This window comes from Streptomyces sp. NPDC092370, assembly GCF_044755265.1.
Taxonomy (GTDB): Bacteria; Actinomycetota; Actinomycetes; order Streptomycetales; family Streptomycetaceae; genus Streptomyces.
The window spans coordinates 501,611-519,584 of sequence record NZ_JBIVQO010000004.1 but is presented as its reverse complement, the minus strand read 5'-3'; the positions used below and the strand labels follow the sequence as shown (position 1 = coordinate 519,584).

Below are 17,974 nucleotides of genomic sequence, written 5' to 3'. Positions count from 1 at the left end.
CCTCGAACGTACGGACACCGCACTCATCCGTCCAATGCATGGAACGGTCATAATCGTTCCCATGGCGCATCAACCGAGTTCACAGGGCCGCCTGTCACCGAGCAGTGACACACAAGACAGGGCGGAGATGTCCAGAGTGCTGGCCCCGCGCCTCGCGTACTTCGCGGGTGTCGCCCGCACCGAGCACGTCACCCGCGCCGCCCAGGAGATGAACGTCCCGCAGTCGACGCTCTCGCGGTCCATGGCCCGCCTGGAGCAGGACCTGGGCGTCGCCCTGTTCGCCCGGCACGGCCGCACGGTCTCCCTCACCCCGGCCGGCCGCACCTTCCTCACTTCCGTCGAACGCGCCCTCGCCGAGGTCGAGCGTGCCGTCGAGGAGGTGCGCGCGGACGCCGACCCGACCACCGGCAAGGTCGCCTTCGGCTTCCTGCACACCATGGGCGCCGAGACCGTCCCGGGTCTTCTGCACGCCTTTCGCGCCGACCATCCGCGCGTCCGCTTCAGCCTCGTCCAGAACTACGGCGAGGCCATGCTGGAGCGCCTGCGCGCCGGCGAGCTCGACCTGTGCCTGACGTCCCCGGTGCCGGACGCGCCCGACCTGGTGGCCCGCCGCCTGGACGAGCAGAAGCTGTGCCTGGTCGTCCCCGCCGACCACTCCCTCGCCGGCCGCCGTCGCATCCGCCTCGCCGAGGCGGCCGACGAAACCTTCGTCACCCTGGAGCCCGGCTACGGCCTGCGCCGCATCACGGACGACCTCTGCAAGGAGGCCGGCTTCAAGCCCCGCATCGCCTTCGAGGGCGAGGAGGCGGAGACCCTGCGGGGCCTGGTGGCGGCGGGCCTGGGAGTGGCCCTCCTGCCCCCGCCGGCCGTCCCTCGCCCAGGAGTGGTGGAACTGACGGTCACGGCCCCCCGGGCGGCCCGCGAGATCGGCGTCGCCTGGCTGGAGGGCCACCCGGACACACCCCCGGTGGCGGCCTTCAAGAAGTTCCTGCTCTCGAGAAGGGGAAGTCTGTTGCCCTGAGCGGGGTCGCGGTGCGGTGCCGATGTGCGGCTCCGCCGCATGGGGGCGAGCACCCCCGCACCACCCGCGTCCCGGGAATCACGGGGTGCCGATGTGCGGCTCCGCCGCATGGGGGCGAGCACCCCGCACCACCCGCGTCCCGGGAATCACGGGGTGCCGATGTGCGGCTCCGCCGCGTGGGGGCGAGCACCCCCGCACCACCCGCGTCCCGGGAATCACGGCGTGGTGCCGATGTGCGGCTCCGCCGCGTGGGGGCGAGCACCCCTGCACCACCCGCGTCCCGGGAATCACGGCGACCCCGGACGGCGCTACCGCCGAGAAGGGCTGAACCCCGCGGCCAGCGGCATCCGCAACCCCAACGGCGGCGGCGCGGCGAACGCGTCCCGCACCGGTCGCGACACCGGCCGCCCGAACAGCGCCCCCATCACGAAGTCCTCCGCCAGCGACAGCACTTCGTCCCGGTACTGGCTCAACCCGTGCCCGTCCGCGTGCACTTCGAACCGGCACACGTCCCGGTTCGCCTTCTTCGCCCGCGCCGCCAGCCGGAACGACAGCTCCGGATCCGTCCGCCCGTCGTTCGTGCCGTGCACGATCAGCACCTGGCGGCCGACCAGCTGCTTCACCGGTTCGGGTGGCGTCGCGACATCCTCCTCCGGCAGCCACGGGGCAAGCGCGAGCACGGAGTTGACGGCTTCGTGCCCGGCCGCCCGCAGCCCCGCCCGGCCGCCCATCCCGAGGCCGACGAGGCAGACCGGGACGTCTCCGTACCGCCGTACGATCTCGTCGGCCGCCCAGGTCGCGTCCTGCGCGAGGTTGGCCTCGCCGCCGTTCCAGCCGCGGCAGCGGTAGTGCACCACGTGCGCGGCGAGACCCTCGTCCCGGCCCGCGCGGGCCAGGCGGCGCCCGACGCCGCGCATCGAGGCGGTCGCCAGTACGGGAGACGGTCTGCGGCCGGAGACCTCGTCGCCGCCCGGGAGCAGCAGCACCGCGCCGCTCACCGCTGTCGGCTCCGGCCCCAGTGCCCTGCCCAGCCGGGCCCTGCGAACCGGCGTCGCTTGGTGTGCCATGACAGAACAGTGTCAGAAGCGCGGGTGTACCCGACCTGTCCTTGCGGTCACCGTTACGTATCGACGAAAACGTACAGCAGTGGGGAACGCGCCATCTACGCGCGTAGGAGTTAGAGTGCGGAAATGACGAGCCAGACCATCGCGAACACCCCGACACCGGACCAGATCCGCCGGGCGCCCAAGGTTCTGCTGCACGACCACCTCGACGGCGGTCTGCGCCCCGGCACGATCGTCGAACTCGCCCGCGTCAGCGGCTACGCGCAGCTGCCCGACACCGACCCGGAGAAGCTCGGCGTCTGGTTCCGCGAGTCCGCCGACTCCGGTTCCCTGGAACGGTACTTGGAGACCTTCTCCCACACCGTCGCCGTCATGCAGACCCGTGACGCCCTGGTCCGGGTCGCCGCCGAGTGCGCCGAGGACCTGGCCGCGGACGGCGTCGTCTACGCCGAGGTGCGCTACGCCCCCGAGCAGCACCTGGAGGGCGGCCTGAGCCTCGAAGAGGTCGTCGAGGCCGTCAATGAGGGCTTCCGGGACGGGGAGCGGCGCGCCCGGGAGAACGGCCTGCGCATCCGGGTCGGCTCGCTGCTCACCGCCATGCGGCACGCGGCCCGCGCCCTGGAGATCGCCGAACTCGCCAACCGCTACCGCGATCTGGGCGTCGTCGGCTTCGACATCGCGGGTGCCGAGGCCGGCTACCCGCCCACCCGGCACCTCGACGCCTTCGAGTACCTCAAGCGCGAGAACAACCACTTCACCATCCACGCGGGCGAGGCCTTCGGTCTGCCGTCCATCTGGCAGGCGCTCCAGTGGTGCGGCGCCGACCGGCTGGGGCACGGCGTGCGGATCGTCGACGACATCCAGGTGCACGACGACGGCCGCGTCGAACTCGGGCGGCTCGCCTCGTACGTCCGGGACAAGCGCATCCCGCTGGAGCTGTGCCCGAGCTCCAACCTCCAGACGGGGGCCGCGTCCTCGTACGCCGAGCACCCCATCGGGCTGCTGCGACGGCTGCATTTCCGTGCCACCGTCAATACGGACAATCGTCTCATGTCGCACACCAGCATGAGCCGGGAATTCGAGCACCTCGTCGAGGCATTCGGATACACGCTCGATGATATGCAGTGGTTCTCCGTCAATGCGATGAAATCAGCTTTCATTCCTTTCGATGAACGGCTGGCCATGATCAATGACGTGATCAAGCCCGGATATGCCGAGCTGAAATCCGAATGGCTGTTCCGTCAGACCGCTCCCACCAGCGATTCTGCCGTCACGGAGGACTGATTCGGGGGTCTTCGGTGCACAGCGAATGCGGGCGGTGTTCGCCATCCCGCCCGCCTTTCGATGTTTGCGGCGGGCGGGGCCGCGTGATTACGGTCGCTGAACCGCTCACACTCCGTCATCCCGTTACGAGGACGCATTTCATGAAGCAGTCTGCTGCCAAGACCCTCGGTGTCGCCGCTCTCGGTGCCGCCTTCGCCGCCGCCGGTGCGGGCGCCGCCAACGCCGCCCCGGCCCTCCCGGACACCGCCCAGACGCTGGAGACCGTCACCGCGGCGCTCCCGGCGGAGCAGCTCCAGACGCTGCCTGCCTCGGGCGAGGCGCTGAGCCAGGGGCAGACGGCGGCCGGTGCCGGTGCGGCCGCCGCCCAGCCGGTCGCCGAGCAGGTGCTCGCCAACGGCCCCACGGGCCCCGCCGCCGGCCTGCTGGGCGGCCTCCCGGTGCAGGGCCTGCCCACGCAGGGCCTGCCCACGCAGGGCCTGCCGGTCAACGGCGTGCCGGTCGGCTGACCTCCCGCCGAGGCGGACACACACCGATGGGGCGCCCCCGCAAAGGGGTGCGCCCCATCGGCGTTCGCGCATACGGGCCTCACCAGGCGGTCTGGGCCTTGCCGTGCGTCTTGTCCTCGGAGGGCAGCAGGATCCACAGCGCGATGTAGAGCAGGAACTGCGGGCCGGGCAGCAGGCACGAGACCAGGAAGATCACCCGCATCGTGGTCGCGGAGGTGCCGAAGCGCCGTGCCAGCGCGGCGCACACGCCGCCGATCATGCGGCCGTGGGTGGGGCGGGCGAGGCGGGACATGTGCGACTCCTTCGTGAGGGTGTGTGAGGCCTCTCGTCCGAGTACCCCATCCGCACTCCACGCTACGGAGACGAAGGGGGCAAAGCGTCACTCCACGGGGCGATCCCGACCCTGGGAATCGTCGGGGTCCGACCCTGAGCCGGTTCCTCCGCAGCAAGGGGCGCACGGAGCAGACGGGCGGTGGTGGTGTGGCGGCGCAGCCAGGAGCGGCCAGCCGGGACCAGCGCCAGGTGCGCGAGGGCCACGCCCGCGGTGTTCAGGAACAGCGAGTCGACGTCCACGACCTGACCGGGCACGCCGGTCTGCAGCAGTTCGATGCCCCACGACAGCAGCGCGCCGGCCGCGACGGTGCGCAGCAGGGACGCCAGCGGCGAGACGACCAGCCTGCCGCCCACCGCGGGCAGCAGCACACCCAGCGGGGCGAGCAGGGCCAGCCCCTGACCGATCCGGCGGGTCGCCTCGGGCCAGCCCAGGGCGAGATCGGCCCGGATACCGGCGAAGGGCCGCAAGTTGGCGGGCATCACCCAGGGCACGTCCAGCGGCCGCAGCGTGAACCAGGCGACGAACGCGAGGTGGGCGACGAGGAGGACACCTCCTGTCACACGGATGCGGGACGCGGCGCTGCCGCCGATGGAGCCTTGACGCTGCACGCCCCCCAAGACGCGGCCTCCGGCCGGATCGGTTCCGCAAGGGCCCCCGGAAGGCCGGTGAGGCATACGCCACAGCCCGGGCGGGTCACTCCCCGGCCACGTCCTTCGACGGCGGTTCCGTGCTGCCGGGCCGGGCTCGCACCTCGTCGGTGCACTCGTAGCGGCGCGGAGCCTCGGCGCCGGGTCCGCCCAGGACCACCGAGCCGTCCCCCTGGGCCGCCGCCGAGTCGGAGAAGGTGCAGACGATCTGCGCGAGGGCGTACGAGGTGAGTCCGGCCGGCGCCGTGCTCAACCGCAGCGCGTCCTCCGGGTCGCCGGGGCGCGGCCCGCCCACGGAGATGCCGCCGCGGACGTCCGTGCTGTAACCGGCCTCCTTCTCGGCGGTCGACGGGGGTGTGGCGAGCTGGTCCAGCAGACCCTGCGCGACGAGCATGCGCCGCTCGGAGTCGGCCGCGCCGTCCGGGACCCGCACCGTCCGGTCGACGGTCACCAGCGAGGACCCGCACAGCAGGAACACCTGCACCGGCAGTCCCCGGGCGGCCTGCGTCGACACGTCCGGCTCGGAGAGCGAGCACTGCACCCGCGACGGCGCGGGCCCGAAGTTGGTCGGCACCTCCGTGGCCCGGATCCCGCAGCCGGCCAGCAGCACGGCGAGCGCCAAAACGGCGAGCAGCCGAGGCACGGCCGCCAAACGCGCGGTCATCAGGCGTCCCCCTTCGAGTCCGCGCCCTGGGGCCGGTCGGTGTCGCTCCCGGGCCTCAGTTCGTCCTCGGCCGGCTGCTCCTCCTCCGGGGACGTGCCGCGCGGGAGCCGCAGCGTGAACACCGCCCCCGAGTCGGGCGAGTTGGCCGCGGTGATCTCACCGCCGTGGATGTGGGCGTTCTCCAGCGCGATGGACAGGCCCAGGCCGCTGCCCTCGGAGCGCGGCCGGGAGGCGCTGGCCTTGTAGAAGCGGTCGAAGACGTGCGGCAGGACGTCCTCCGGGATGCCGGGCCCGTGGTCCCGCACCTCGATGACGATGGAGTCGTCCGCCTCCCGCACGGACACCCGCACCGGGGAGCCACCGTGCTTGAGCGCGTTGCCGATGAGGTTGGCCAGGATGACGTCCAGGCGCCGCGGGTCCAGGCGGGCGTGCAGGCCGCGCTCGGCGTCCAGCTCCACCGCGTCCAGCCAGGCGCGGGCGTCGATGCAGGCGGTGATCTGGTCGGCGAGGTCCACGTCGTCCAGGACGAGCCGGGCGGTGCCCGCGTCGAAGCGGGTGACCTCCATCAGGTTCTCGACCAGGTCGTTCAGCCGCCGCGTCTCGCTGACCACCAGCCGCACGGCGGGCTCGATCATCGGGTCCATGCTGCCGGTCTCCGCCTCCAGCTCCTCCTCGAGCACCTCCGTCACGGCGGTGATCGCGGTGAGCGGCGTCCGCAGCTCATGGCTCATGTCCGCAACGAACCGCCGGGACGCCTCGTCGCGGGCGGCCATGTCGGCGACCCGTTTCTCCAGCGCCTCGGCCGCGTTGTTGAACGTCCGGGACAGATCGGCGAGTTCGTCGGTCCCGGACACCCGCAGCCGGGTGTCCAGCTTGCCCTCGCCGAGCCGCCGCGCGGCCGTCCCGAGCCGCTGCACCGGCTTCAGCACCGTCGTCGCCGCGGCCTGCGCGAGCAGCGCCGAGCCGATCAGCGCGAGCCCCGTGGCGATGCCCAGCGACCAGGCCAGCGAGTTGAGGTCCTTGGCCTCCGGCTCCAGCGACTTGAGCATGTAACCGGTCGGACCACCGCCGATCACACGCGTGCCCGCCACGAGGTACGGGGTGTCGTGGTCGACGATGCGCTGCCAGTACAGGTGGTACGGGTGCTTTTCGTCTCCGTCGACCTTCTGCGTCCGGTTCACCGCCGTGCGCAACGAGGCCGGCACGTCGCCCAGCGAGAAGCCGCTGAGCCCGCCGGAGCTGCCGTAGACGGTGCGGCCCTCGCTGTCACGGCCGACCAGCAGCACGCTGAAGCGCTGGTCGCTGCCCGCCATCTGGCCCGCGGTGTGCTGCAGCTCGTCCTGCGTCGGCCGCTCGGGCAGCGCGCCCGCCCGGTTCTGCATCTCCTGCTCGAAGTCGCGCAGCACGGCGTCCTGGGTGCGGGTGAGCACGGCCTCGCGGTTGAGCCAGTACGCGATCCCGGACGCGGACACGGCGGCCGTCAGGGCCACCAGGCCGAAGACCACGACCACTCGCAGCCGCAGGCTGGTGAAGCGCAGCCCCGACAGAACTCCCTTGCGCGCCCCGGTCCAGCCGTGGGCCCCCCCTTGGTGCGCCTGGGTCACTGAGGCGCGTCCAGCCGGTAGCCGACACCCCGCACGGTACGGATCAGCGTCGGGGACGAGGGCACGTCCTCGACCTTGGCGCGCAGCCGCTGGACGCACGCGTCCACGAGCCGCGAGTCGCCCAGGTAGTCGTGCTCCCACACCAGCCGCAGCAGCTGCTGCCGGGACAGCGCCTGGCCCGGCCGCCGGCTCAGCTCCAGCAGCAGCCGCAGCTCGGTCGGCGTGAGCTGGAGGTCCTCGCCGTTCTTCGTCACGGTCATCGCCGAACGGTCGATGACGAGGCTGCCGAAGCTCGCCGCGTCGTTCGACTCCCGCTCGCCGCGCCGCAGCACGGCCCGGATCCGGGCGTCGAGCACGCGCCCCTGCACCGGTTTGACGACATAGTCGTCGGCGCCGGACTCCAGCCCGACCACCACGTCGATGTCATCGCTGCGCGCGGTCAGCAGGATGATCGGCAACTGGTCCGTGCGCCGGATGCGCCGGCACACCTCGAACCCGTCGATGCCGGGCAGCATCACGTCCAGCACGATCAGATCCGGCCGCTGCTCGCGCAAGAGCTTCAGACCGTCCTCACCGCTGGCAGCGGTCGCCACGCGGTGACCCTGGCGCGTCAGTGAGAGCTCCAGGGCCGTCCGGATGGCGTCGTCGTCCTCGATCAGCAACAGGGAAGGCACGCGCTCATTCTGGCCCATGGAGGGGTCGAGGTTCGACCGGTGGGGCCCAGTCGTTGTGGCCGGCACCGCCGACGCGTGTGCGGGACCTGTCATCGAACTGTCGCCGGCCCCTGTGACAGGTCTGTGACAGTCGGCGGACACGGCCATGAAAGTGCGGCGGCAAGCTTCTCGGCACAGGCAGGGAGGCCCGCTCCACAGGCGGGCCGCACACCGGAAGTCCACGACGGGGGGCGCGAGATGAACACGCTGCACGGCATCAGCACCAGCGCAGTTGTCACGCGTCTGCACGACGTGCACCGGGGTTCCGAGAAGTCCGGTGCCGAGGGCCCCTCCCGCGCGAGCTCGTTCGAGCGTGGGGGAGGGCGGGGGTGCGCTCGTGGCACCGGGCGTCAGCACACCGCGTTCATGACGGTGGTTGACGCACCCACGGGGGAGATCAACAAGGGGTCCGCGGCGGCAGCCGCCACGGGCACCATCGGGGGAGCAGCGTACGGGGAGGGCTCGGGGGAGCGCCGTTCGCTGACGGAGGCGGAGTTCACCGCCTACGTCCAGGAGCGCCGCGCCTCCCTGTACGCAACCGCCTACCACCTCACCGGTGACCGCTTCGAGGCCGAGGACCTGTTGCAGAGCGCGCTGTTCTCGACCTACCGGGCGTGGGACCGGATCAGTGACAAGGCGGCGGTCGGCGGATACCTCCGCCGCACCATGACCAACCTGCACATCAGCGCCTGGCGGCGCCGCAAGCTCAACGAATACCCGACCGAGGAACTGCCGGAGACGCCCGGCGACACGGACGCGATGCGCGGCACCGAGCTGCGCGCGGTCCTGTGGCAGGCGCTGGCCCGGCTGCCCGAACTCCAGCGCACCATGCTGGTCCTGCGCTACTACGAGGGCCGCACGGACCCGGAGATCGCGGAGATCCTCGACATCAGTGTCGGCACGGTGAAGTCCAGCATCTGGCGGTCTCTCCGCCGGCTGCGCGAGGACGAGGTCCTCAGCTTCGGCCGTGACGAGGAGGACGCCTTCGGCGAGCTTGTCGCCTGAAGGTACGGGGGAGCACCACACGGGGCCCGCGGGGGAAACGCAGGGGGCCCACGGGGGAGCACCACACGGGGGCCATGGGGGAAACAAAGGGGGCCCACGGGGGAACTGTAGAGGCGCTGGGGGGCGTCTCCACAGGAGAGTGGGGGACTCGGGGGAGGACAACGGGGGAGCACCGAAGCGGGACTGGAGGGCCGGGGGGTCCGTCCAGTCCCGCTTTTTTCCGTGCCCGGCCGCCTAGGCCACCGTGTCGAGGCTCGCGCGCCGGCCGGCAGCCGCTGCCAGCCGGCCCAACGCCTCGTCCCGGTCGCAGGCGTACGCGCCCAGTGCCGTCTGGCGGGCGACGATCGTGCGCTCCTGACGCATCAGGCGCCAGCCGCGGCGCAGCAGGAACGGCACCGACTTGCGGCCCTCCCTGAGATCCCGCAGGAAGCGGCGGCGGAAGGTCTTCACCGGGCCGCGGCTCAGGCACAGCGCGTCAGCCAGGACGCCGAGTTCGCGGCAGCGCGTGACGATCTCCGCGGCGAAGATGCCCTCCGCGATGAACAGCGGGGTCCGTCCGATGTCGACGGTCTCCTCGCCGGTGCGGGCGCTGAGCGAGATGTCGTAGCGGGGGACTTCCGTACGGCCCGTGCGGCACAGCCGCATGATCGCGGCGACGGCCGTGTCCGCGTCCCACGACTCCGGGTGGTCCCAGTCGATGTCGGAGCTCTCCGCCACCAGGGGCAGCGTCGGGTCGTCGCCCTCCTTGTAGAAGTCGTCGAGCCGCAGCACCGGAAGGCCGGAGCGGGCCGCGAGGAGGGACTTGCCGGAGCCGGAAGGGCCGCAGAGCAGCACGACTCGCGTCGGGAGGGGCAGTGGAGAACTCACGGGACACCAGTGTGAGGCATCCATCGGGGGCCGTACGCCCCACGGGTCGGCTTTGATGCGCGCATCACACCTCAACTACCTCAGGTCATCGTTCGCTCACGCAGCGCATCAGGGGTGTGCCGGTGGTGGCGGGCGGCCGGGCCGCTCTCGGGCAGCGGCTCGGGATGTGAGGCGGAGCGAAACGCAAAGAAGCCCCGGGCCTCCTGGACGGAGGAGGGCCGGGGCTTCCGTATCGAGGGGTGGCGGGCTAGTACGAGGAACCCGACGCGCCCAGTGACCCCGTGGGGTGCCAGACCGTTTTCGTCTCCAGGAACGCCGTCAGACGGTCGATGCCGGGGGTCTCCGCGTAATCCACAGGCTGTGGACGGAGAACGCGCTTGAGGTTGTCGGCCGCCGCGATCTCCAGCTCCTTCGCCAGGACCTCGTCGGCGCCCGCGAGGTCGATCGCGTTGACGTCCTGGTGGGCGGCGAGCGGGGTGGCGATCTCCGCCGTACGGCCCGACAGGACGTTGACCACGCCGCCGGGGACGTCCGAGGTGGCCAGCACCTCGGCCAGGGACAGGGCGGGCAGGGGGGCCTTCTCGCTCGCCACCACGATCGCCGTGTTGCCCGTCGCGATCACCGGGGCCAGCACCGACACCAGGCCCAGGAAGGACGACTCCTGCGGCGCGAGGACCGCGACCACGCCAGTCGGCTCGGGGGAGGACAGGTTGAAGAACGGGCCCGCGACCGGATTGCCGCCGCCGACCACCTGGGCGATCTTGTCGGTCCAGCCCGCGTACCAGACCCAGCGGTCGATCGTGGCGTCCACGACCGCCGCCGCCTTGGACTTCGACAGCCCCTCCGCGTCGGCCACCTCACGGGTGAACTGGTCCCGGCGGCCTTCCAGCATCTCGGCGACGCGGTAGAGGACCTGGCCGCGGTTGTACGCCGTCGCCCCGGACCAGCCGCCGAACGCCTTGCGGGCCGCGACGACCGCGTCACGGGCGTCCTTGCGGGAGGACAGGGGCGCGTTCGCCATCCAGTTGCCCTTTGCGTCGGTCACCTCGTACACCCGGCCGCTCTCGGAACGCGGGAACTTGCCCCCCACGTACAGCTTGTAGGTCTTGAGGACACTGAGTCGCGCGTCAGACATCGAGGTATGCCTCCAGGCCGTGGCGGCCGCCCTCGCGGCCGAAGCCCGACTCCTTGTAACCGCCGAACGGCGACGTCGGGTCGAACTTGTTGAACGTGTTGGACCAGACGACACCCGCGCGGAGCTTGCTGGCGACCGCCAGGATGCGCGAGCCCTTCTCCGTCCAGATGCCGGCGGACAGGCCGTACGGCGTGTTGTTGGCCTTGGCGACCGCCTCGTCCGGCGTGCGGAAGGTCAGCACCGACAGCACCGGGCCGAAGATCTCGTCCCGGGCGATGCGGTGCGCCTGGGTGACGTTCGTGAACAGCGTCGGGGCGAACCAGTAGCCGCTTTCGGGCAGTTCGCACGCCGGTGACCAGCGCTCGGCGCCCTCCGCCTCACCCTGCTCGACGAGCGAGGTGATGCGCGTCAGCTGCTCCTCGGAGTTGATCGCGCCGATGTCGGTGTTCTTGTCCAGCGGATCACCGAGGCGCAGCGTGGACAGGCGGCGCTTCAGGGACTCCAGGAGCTCCTCCTGGATCGACTCCTGCACCAGCAGGCGGCTGCCGGCGCAGCAGACCTGGCCCTGGTTGAAGAAGATGCCGTTGACGATGCCCTCGACGGCCTGGTCGATCGGGGCGTCGTCGAAGACGATGTTGGCGCCCTTGCCGCCCAGTTCGAGCGTGACCTTCTTGCGCGTCCCGGCGACCGTGCGGCCGATCTCCTTGCCGACGGCCGTGGAGCCGGTGAAGGCGACCTTGTTCACGTCCGGGTGCGCGATCAGCGCGGCGCCCGCGTCGCCGTAGCCCGGGAGGATGTTGACGACGCCCTTGGGCAGGCCCGCCTGGCGGCAGATGTCCGCGAAGAACAGCGCCGAGAGCGGGGTGGTCTCGGCCGGCTTCAGCACCACGGTGTTGCCGGTGGCGAGCGCCGGGGCGATCTTCCACGCCAGCATGAGGAGGGGGAAGTTCCAGGGGATGACCTGGCCCGCGACGCCGAGCGGCCTGGGGTTCGCGCCGAAGCCGGCGTGGTCGAGCTTGTCGGCCCAGCCCGCGTAGTAGAAGAAGTGCGCGGCGACCAGGGGCAGGTCGGCGTCGCGCGTCTCCTTGATCGGCTTGCCGTTGTCCAGGGTCTCCAGGACGGCCAGCTCCCGGCTGCGCTCCTGGATGATCCGCGCGATGCGGAACAGGTACTTGGCGCGCTCCGAGCCGGGCAGCGCCGACCACTTCTCGAAGGCCCGGCGCGCGGCCTTCACCGCACGGTCGACGTCCTCGGAACCGGCCTGGGCGATCTCGGAGAGGACCTCCTCGGTGGACGGGGAGACGGTCTTGAAGACCTTGCCGTCCGCCGCTTCGACGAACTCGCCGTCGATGAACAGGCCGTACGAGGGCGCGATGTCGGCGATCGCGCGCGACTCGGGGGCCGGGGCGTATGCGAATACGGGTGCCATGGTGATCAGTCCACCGTCACGTAGTCGGGACCGGAGTAGCGGCCGGTGGCCAGCTTCTGGCGCTGCATCAACAGGTCGTTCAGCAGCGAGGAGGCGCCGAAGCGGAACCAGTGGTTGTCCAGCCAGTCCTCGCCTGCGGTCTCGTTGACCAGCACGAGGAACTTGATGGCGTCCTTGGAGGTCCGGATGCCGCCGGCCGGCTTCACACCCACCTGGATGCCGGTCTGCGCACGGAAGTCACGCACCGCCTCCAGCATGAGCAGGGTGTTCGCCGGGGTCGCGTTGACGGCGACCTTGCCGGTGGACGTCTTGATGAAGTCCGCGCCCGCCAGCATCCCGAGCCAGCTCGCGCGGCGGATGTTGTCGTACGTCGAGAGCTCGCCCGTCTCGAAGATGACCTTCAGGCGCGCGGAGGTCCCGCAGGCCTCCTTCACGGCGGTGATCTCGTCGTACACCTTCAAGTATCGACCCGAGAGGAACGCCCCGCGGTCGATGACCATGTCGATCTCGTCCGCGCCGGCGGCGACGGCGTCGCGCACGTCGGCCAGCTTGACCTCCAGCGCGGCGCGGCCGGCCGGGAACGCCGTGGCCACCGAGGCGACCTTCACGGCGGAGCCGGCGACGGCCTCCTTGGCCACGGCCACCATGTCGGGGTAGACGCACACCGCCGCCGTGGCGGGCGTCGTGCGGTCCGTCGGATCGGGCTGGACCGCCTTCGCGCCGAGGGCCCGGACCTTGCCCGGGGTGTCCGCGCCTTCCAGCGTCGTCAGGTCGACCATCGAGATGGCGAGGTCGATGGCGAACGCCTTCGCGGTCGTCTTGATCGAACGCGTGCCGAGGGAGGCCGCACGGCCTTCGAGCCCGACCGCGTCGACGCCGGGGAGCCCGTGGAGGAAGCGGCGCAGCGCGCTGTCGGACGCGGCGACGTCCTTGAGGGGGTGAGCTGCGGTGAGTGCAGAACTGGGCATGGTCACCAGACGAGCATATCTACGCGCGTAGCGGCTGTACAGCCCTCCGGTTCGTCCGGGCGGATGCCGGACCCGCGGGACCGGTCCGGCAGAATCGAGACATGACGAGCCCCGAGTCCCAGTCGCACGCGCCACAGCCTCCGGAGCCGGAGCCCCAGGACCGGGTGTACCGGTCCGTCCCGGCCATCGCCGGTGGTGTGCTGCTGCTCGCCATCGCCGGGTGGCTCGGTATCGACGCGGTGCTCTCCGGCCGGGAGCGCACACCGTGGCTGGCGCTCGCCGTGCTGCTTCTCGTCGTGCCGCTGGTCGTCGCCTTCACCCTGCGGCCCGCCGTGTACGCGGGCGACGACCGGCTGCGGATCCGCAACCCCTTCCGCGTCGTCGTCCTGCCCTGGGGACAGGTCGCCTCGCTGCGCTCCTCGTACTCGAACGAGGTCCTCACCCAGTCCGGTGCGAAGTACCAGCTGTGGGCCGTGCCGGTCTCGCTGCGTGCGCGCAAGAAGGCCGCGCGGCGCGAGATGCGGGCGACGGCGCAGGCACGGCGGGAGATGGGGCGGGACGAGAGCCGCGGCAGCGCGCTCGGGATGACCGCGGGGCTGGGCCAGGGCCTGAGCCGGGAGCCGATGTCGGACGGGCCCGTCCGGGCGGAGACCGACCGGATCATGGACGAGCTGCGGGCGCTGCGTGAGGCGCGGCACCAGGCGGAGTCGGCGCGGGGCGAGGTGACCGTGCGGTGGGCCTACGAGGTGCTGGCGCCGGCCCTCGCGGGGGCTGTGCTGGTGCTGATCCTGGTGGCGGCGGGCTGACGGGGCCGCGGCCCGACGCCCTGGTCGGGGGCCGACGCCGGGGTCCGCGGGGCTGCGGCTCGACGCCCTGGTCGGGGCCCGACGCCGTGGGCCGCGGGGCTGCGGCCTCTCGGGGCGGGGTGCGGGGCTGTGGCCTCTCCGCCTGCGCCGTGGGTTCGGGCATCCCGGTCCGTGTTGTGGAGGCCGGCCTCTCGACTGGGTGGTGGGGTCCCGGCTTCTCGTCTTTGCGGTGTGAGGTCTCGCTTCTCGACTGGGGGGTGAGGTCTCGGCCTCTCAGTCCGTGCGGTGAGATCCGGGCCCGCGATTCTGTGCCGTGGGCCCGGCCCTTTCCGGTTTGTGTCGCTGGGTTCCGGCCTTCCGTGCCGCCGGGCTCCGGCCTTCCCGGTTTGTGCCGCCGGGCCTCGGCCTCCCCGGTTTGTGTCGCTGGATTCCGGCCTTCCGTGCCGCCGGGCTCTGGCCTTCCCGGTCTGTGCCGCCGGGCCTCGGCCTCCCCGGTCTGTGCCGGTGGGCTCTGGCCTTCCCGGTCTGTGCCGCCGGCCCTCGGCCTCCCCGGTCTGTGCCGGTGGGCTCTGGCCTTCCCGGTCTGTGCCGGTGGGCTCTGGCCTTCCCGGTCTGTGCCGCCGGGCCTCGGCCTCCCCGGTCTGTGCCGCCGGCCTCGGCCCCTCGGAGCGTGCCGGAAATCCGGTGGCTGATCGAGGGGCTGCGCGCCTAGGTTCGGGGGATGAGCAGCCGCACCTTTCGTGTCACCGTCCGGGGCGTCTTCGACGGGCTGAGCGCCGCGCAGCGAACCGAGCTGCTGGAGCGGGCCGCGGAGCACGACGTGCTGCGCGCCGCCTTCACCCCCGAGGGGAGCCTCACGTACGACGTGGCCGTGCGGCCCGCCCTCACCTTCCGGTTCCTGGACTCCGGGGAGGCCGAGGAGGACATCCTGGAGGCCACCGAGCGGGCCGAGGAGTCGGCGCGGGCGTGGCTGGAGCAGCGCGGGTACGGCTACAAGAACCTCAGGTCCGCCGCCGAGGATCTCTCCCAGGCGCCTCTCGGCAAGCGGCAGCGGCGGGAAGCCGCCCGGAAGAGTTCCTGAGTCGTCGGCGGGGGCGGTGGTGCGGGGCCTCGGCCTCAGATGCCCGCGGCCGCCGACAGGTCGCGCTTGATCGACTCCAGCAGCGCCGTCGCCTTCGTGCGGGCCGCGGGGAGATCCTCGTGGGACCCGACCGGGATCACGACCTCCAGGTAGCACTTCAGCTTCGGCTCCGTGCCGCTCGGGCGGACGATCACCCGGGCGCCGTCGAGGGTGTAGCGCAGACCGTCCGTGGGCGGGAGTTCGGCCGTGCCCTGGGTGAGGTCGTCGGTGCGGGTGACCGGCAGGCCGGCCAGTTCCGTCGGGGGCTGTTCGCGCAGGCGGCGCATCGCCGCGGCGATGAGGGAGAGATCCTCCACGCGGGCGGAGAGCTGGTCCGTCGCGTGCAGGCCGTGCTCCACCGCCAGGTCGTCCAGCAGGTCGAGGAGCGTACGGCCCTCCTCCTTGAGCTGCGAGGCCAGTTCCGTGATCAGCAGCGCGGCCGTGATGCCGTCCTTGTCGCGCACGCCGTCGGGGTCGACGCAGTAGCCGAGGGCTTCCTCGTAGCCGAAGCGCAGGCCCTCGGCGCGGGCGATCCACTTGAAACCGGTCAGGGTCTCGACGTGGGGGAGACCCGCCTTTTCGGCGATCCGGCCGAGGAGGGACGACGAGACGATCGACTCCGCGAACGTGCCGGTCGCTCCGCGGCGGACCAGATGGGCGGCGAGCAGGGACCCGACCTCGTCGCCGCGCAGCATGCGCCAGTCGGTGCCGTCCTGAACGGCGACGGCGCAGCGGTCCGCGTCCGGGTCGTTGGCGATGATCAGGTCCGGGGCGGTCTCGCCGGCGCGGGCCGTCGCGAAGGCCAGGTCCATCGCGCCGGGCTCCTCCGGGTTGGGGAACGCGACGGTCGGGAACTCCGGGTCGGGCTCGGCCTGCTCGGTGACGAGGACCGGTTCCGGGAACCCGGCGCGGGCGAAGGCGGCCAGGAGGACGTCCTTGCCGACACCGTGCATCGCCGTGTACACCGTGCGGGCGGTGCGGGGGGAGTCCTCGGACAGGACGGCGTCCGTGCGGGCGAGGTAGGCGTCCAGGACACTGTCGTCGAGGATGTCCCAGCCTTCGGTGGGGCGCCGGACGGTGGTGAGGGACGGGACCGCGGCGATCTCCGCCGCGATGTCGATGTCGGCCGGGGGGACGATCTGCGAGCCGTCGCCGAGGTAGACCTTGTAGCCGTTGTCGCGGGGCGGGTTGTGGCTGGCGGTGACCTCCACACCGGCGACCGCGCCGAGATGCCTTATCGCGAAGGCGAGGACGGGGGTGGGCAGGGGGCGCGGGAGGATCGCCGCGCGCAGGCCGGCGCCGGTCATGACGGCGGCGGTGTCCTGGGCGAAGTCGTGCGACTTGTGGCGGGCGTCGTAGCCGATGACGACGAGGCCGTTGTCGTGCCCCTCCTTCTTGAGGTACGCCGCGAGGCCTGCGGCGGCGCGGATGACGACCGAGCGGTTCATGCGCATGGGGCCGGCGCCGAGTTCACCGCGGAGGCCGGCGGTGCCGAACTGGAGGGTGCCGCCGAAGCGTGCGGCGAGTTCCGTGTGGTCTCCGGCGTCGATGAGGCGGGCGAGCTCGGTGCGGGTCTCCGGGTCGGGGTCCTCGGTGAGCCACGCCTGGGCCTGTGCGATGAGTTCGTCGTGCACGGTCGGTGTCAGCCTCTCGCTTGTCTGTGATGCGGGGTGCCATGCCTGCGGCCTGCGGCCTGTGCTGGTCCGGTGAGGGTGCGCGAGCTTCGGTATGCCGGGTATGGGCCGGGCCGTTCCGGGGGTGTCCGTCCCCGGGACGGCCCGATGGGGTCGGGTACCGGCCGATCGTTCGTCGACGCGCCGACCGCTGCGGGCGGACACCCCCCGACACGTCCCCTTCCCGCCGTACGCGGGTGCGGGCACATGTCGGCTCGGCTGCCGGGGGCCGCCGCGCGCCCGGGCCTCGGGTCGTTTACAGGCGGCCCAGGACCTGGGCCAGGAGCGAGCCCATGCGGGTCGCGGAGTCGCGGCCGGCCTGGAGGACTTCCTCGTGGTTCAGGGGCTCGCCCGTCATGCCCGCGGCGAGGTTCGTGACGAGGGAGATGCCCAGGACCTCGGCGCCCGCCTCACGCGCGGCGATCGCCTCCAGGACCGTCGACATGCCCACCAGGTCCGCACCGATGACGCGGGCCATGCGGATCTCGGCCGGGGTCTCGTAGTGCGGGCCGGGGAACTGGGCGTAGACGCCCTCCTCCAGTGTGGCGTCGACCTCCTTGCACAGGGCCCGCAGGCGCGGGGAGTACAGGTCGGTCAGGTCGACGAAGTTCGCGCCGATGATGGGCGAGGTGGCCGTGAGGTTGATGTGGTCGCTGATGAGGACCGGCTGGCCGGGGCGCATGCCCTCGCGCAGACCGCCGCAACCGTTGGTGAGGACGATCGTCTTGCAGCCGGCCGCGACCGCGGTACGGACGCCGTGGGCGACCGCCGCCACTCCGCGGCCCTCGTAGTAGTGCGTGCGGCCCAGGAAGACCAGGACGCGCTTGTTGCCGATCCGGTACGAGCGGATCTTGCCCCCGTGGCCCTCCACCGCCGGCGGCGGGAAACCGGGGAGCTCGGTGACCTGGAACTCGGCCTCGGGGGCGCCCAGGGCGTCCACGGCCGGGGCCCAGCCGGAGCCCATCACGAGGGCGACGTCGTGGGTCTCGGCGCCCGTCAGTTCGCGCAGGCGGGCCGCGGCGGCGTCGGTGGCGGCGTGGGGGTCGCCCTGGATGTCGTCCGGAAGAAGAGATGCGTTCACGCCGAAGAGGGTAGCCGGTGAAAGCCTACGCGCGTAGATGGCAGAGCTCACGG

At 72.0% G+C, this 17,974-nt stretch carries 18 protein-coding genes; 6 read left to right on the top strand and 12 right to left on the bottom strand.

The window, feature by feature from the left end; translation table 11 throughout:
- The first annotated feature begins 61 nt into the window (after window positions 1-61).
- Window positions 62-1,021 carry a LysR family transcriptional regulator gene (locus ACIQHQ_RS16440; protein WP_402612590.1) on the top strand — a complete coding sequence of 320 codons (960 nt, stop codon included), beginning with the start codon at window positions 62-64 and terminating at the stop codon, window positions 1,019-1,021.
- Between the two features lie 308 nt (window positions 1,022-1,329).
- Here ACIQHQ_RS16440 and ACIQHQ_RS16435 read toward each other — a convergent pair whose 3' ends face one another.
- Window positions 1,330-2,088 carry an alpha/beta hydrolase gene (locus ACIQHQ_RS16435; RefSeq protein ID WP_402612589.1) on the bottom strand — a complete coding sequence of 253 codons (759 nt, stop codon included), beginning with the start codon at window positions 2,086-2,088 and terminating at the stop codon, window positions 1,330-1,332.
- Window positions 2,089-2,211: 123 nt separating this feature from the next.
- Here ACIQHQ_RS16435 and ACIQHQ_RS16430 point away from each other — a divergent pair, with 123 nt between their 5' ends.
- Together ACIQHQ_RS16430 and ACIQHQ_RS16425 are read left to right on the top strand one after the other, a co-directional pair.
- Window positions 2,212-3,369, top strand: coding sequence for an adenosine deaminase (locus ACIQHQ_RS16430; RefSeq protein ID WP_402612588.1), 1,158 nt, complete (start codon window positions 2,212-2,214; stop codon window positions 3,367-3,369).
- 140 nt (window positions 3,370-3,509) lie between these two features.
- A complete protein-coding gene (locus ACIQHQ_RS16425) occupies window positions 3,510-3,875 on the top strand; it encodes an ATP-binding protein (RefSeq protein WP_402612587.1) in 366 nt (121 codons plus the stop codon).
- Between the two features lie 79 nt (window positions 3,876-3,954).
- Here the strand turns inward: ACIQHQ_RS16425 and ACIQHQ_RS16420 are convergent, their stop codons facing one another.
- From ACIQHQ_RS16420 to afsQ1, 5 genes are all read right to left on the bottom strand, one after another.
- Complete coding sequence (locus tag ACIQHQ_RS16420; RefSeq protein ID WP_390987998.1) at window positions 3,955-4,167, bottom strand: PspC domain-containing protein; 213 nt, start codon at window positions 4,165-4,167, stop codon at window positions 3,955-3,957.
- A gap of 62 nt (window positions 4,168-4,229) precedes the next feature.
- A complete protein-coding gene (locus ACIQHQ_RS16415) occupies window positions 4,230-4,817 on the bottom strand; it encodes a VanZ family protein (protein ID WP_402612586.1) in 588 nt (195 codons plus the stop codon).
- A gap of 85 nt (window positions 4,818-4,902) precedes the next feature.
- A complete protein-coding gene (locus ACIQHQ_RS16410; protein ID WP_402612584.1) occupies window positions 4,903-5,520 on the bottom strand; it encodes a hypothetical protein in 618 nt (205 codons plus the stop codon).
- Entirely contained in the window at window positions 5,520-7,124 is a 1,605-nt protein-coding gene (locus ACIQHQ_RS16405) for an ATP-binding protein (RefSeq protein ID WP_402612583.1), read from the bottom strand. Before ACIQHQ_RS16405 ends, ACIQHQ_RS16410 begins: the two co-directional genes overlap by 1 nt.
- Complete coding sequence (gene afsQ1 / locus ACIQHQ_RS16400; RefSeq protein ID WP_053675520.1) at window positions 7,121-7,798, bottom strand: two-component system response regulator AfsQ1; 678 nt, start codon at window positions 7,796-7,798, stop codon at window positions 7,121-7,123. Before afsQ1 ends, ACIQHQ_RS16405 begins: the two co-directional genes overlap by 4 nt.
- Window positions 7,799-8,035: 237 nt before the next feature.
- Between afsQ1 and ACIQHQ_RS16395 the strand changes: the two genes are divergently transcribed.
- Entirely contained in the window at window positions 8,036-8,842 is an 807-nt protein-coding gene (locus ACIQHQ_RS16395) for a SigE family RNA polymerase sigma factor (RefSeq protein ID WP_402612582.1), read from the top strand.
- Window positions 8,843-9,076: 234 nt separating this feature from the next.
- On the opposite strand, the gene ACIQHQ_RS16390 is transcribed toward ACIQHQ_RS16395, so the two are convergent.
- The 4 genes from ACIQHQ_RS16390 to deoC all read right to left on the bottom strand — a co-directional run bounded on the left by ACIQHQ_RS16390 (window position 9,077) and on the right by deoC (window position 13,241).
- On the bottom strand, window positions 9,077-9,733 hold the full coding sequence (locus tag ACIQHQ_RS16390; RefSeq protein WP_402612581.1) for a uridine kinase: 657 nt from the start codon (window positions 9,731-9,733) through the stop codon (window positions 9,077-9,079).
- Between the two features lie 223 nt (window positions 9,734-9,956).
- Complete coding sequence (locus tag ACIQHQ_RS16385) at window positions 9,957-10,844, bottom strand: aldehyde dehydrogenase family protein (RefSeq protein ID WP_402612579.1); 888 nt, start codon at window positions 10,842-10,844, stop codon at window positions 9,957-9,959.
- On the bottom strand, window positions 10,837-12,273 hold the full coding sequence (locus ACIQHQ_RS16380) for an aldehyde dehydrogenase family protein (RefSeq protein ID WP_402612577.1): 1,437 nt from the start codon (window positions 12,271-12,273) through the stop codon (window positions 10,837-10,839). Before ACIQHQ_RS16380 ends, ACIQHQ_RS16385 begins: the two co-directional genes overlap by 8 nt.
- A 5-nt stretch (window positions 12,274-12,278) precedes the next feature.
- Window positions 12,279-13,241, bottom strand: a complete 963-nt coding sequence (gene deoC / locus ACIQHQ_RS16375; protein WP_402612575.1) for a deoxyribose-phosphate aldolase — start codon at window positions 13,239-13,241, stop codon at window positions 12,279-12,281.
- Window positions 13,242-13,342: 101 nt separating this feature from the next.
- On the opposite strand from deoC, the gene ACIQHQ_RS16370 reads away from it, so the two are divergent.
- Window positions 13,343-14,047: a PH domain-containing protein gene (locus ACIQHQ_RS16370; protein ID WP_402612574.1), complete on the top strand. Its 705-nt coding sequence runs from the start codon at window positions 13,343-13,345 to the stop codon at window positions 14,045-14,047.
- Window positions 14,048-14,768: 721 nt separating this feature from the next.
- Window positions 14,769-15,128, top strand: a complete 360-nt coding sequence (locus ACIQHQ_RS16365) for a DUF6204 family protein (RefSeq protein ID WP_402612573.1) — start codon at window positions 14,769-14,771, stop codon at window positions 15,126-15,128.
- A gap of 35 nt (window positions 15,129-15,163) precedes the next feature.
- Here the strand turns inward: ACIQHQ_RS16365 and ACIQHQ_RS16360 are convergent, their stop codons facing one another.
- Complete coding sequence (locus tag ACIQHQ_RS16360) at window positions 15,164-16,801, bottom strand: phospho-sugar mutase (RefSeq protein ID WP_402612571.1); 1,638 nt, start codon at window positions 16,799-16,801, stop codon at window positions 15,164-15,166.
- A 295-nt stretch (window positions 16,802-17,096) separates the two neighbouring features.
- A complete protein-coding gene (locus ACIQHQ_RS16355; protein WP_402612570.1) occupies window positions 17,097-17,921 on the bottom strand; it encodes a purine-nucleoside phosphorylase in 825 nt (274 codons plus the stop codon).
- Window positions 17,922-17,974 lie beyond the last annotated feature (53 nt).